Below are 529 nucleotides of genomic sequence, written 5' to 3' on the forward strand. Positions count from 1 at the left end.
GTACTGCCACAGCGTGTAATGGGGCCAGCCGTTGGGCAGCTCGCCGACGCGATCGTTGTAGCGGGCGATGAACAGCGGGTGGTCGCTGCCGAATCGGGGAGTGTTGCCGGTGCAGGTCTTCCACCAGTCCGTGGTCGTGTAGATCATCGGCCAGCGGCCGGTCTTGGAGTGCAGCTGCTTGGAGAAGTTCTTGATCCACCGGACCATGCCGTGTTCCGACCGGCCGTAGCAGGGGTCCGCGCCGTACGGGTTGTACTCCATGTCCAGCGCACCGGACAGCCTCTTGCCGTCCCCGGACCAGCCCCCGCCGTTGTCCACGAAGTAGTTCGCCTGTGCCCGCCCGGAGGACGAGTTCGGCACCGCGAAGTGGTACGCACCGCGGATCATGCCGATGTCGTACGAGCCGATGTACTGCTGGGCGAAGTACGGGTTCGTGTAGCTGGTCGCCTCCGTGGCCTTGACGTAGGCGAACCGCTTGCCCTGGCCCCACCAGTAGTCCCAGTCGACGTTGCTCTGGTGGGTGGCGGAG

1 protein-coding gene is annotated in these 529 nt (G+C 65.4%); it reads right to left on the bottom strand.

The window, feature by feature from the left end; genetic code table 11:
* The coding region (locus ABD323_RS45210; protein WP_344447751.1) for a GH25 family lysozyme at positions 1–529 on the bottom strand (529 nt) is incomplete at both ends.

Origin of the sequence: Kitasatospora nipponensis (assembly GCF_039528135.1) — a bacterium.
Taxonomy (GTDB): Bacteria; Actinomycetota; Actinomycetes; order Streptomycetales; family Streptomycetaceae; genus Kitasatospora; species Kitasatospora nipponensis.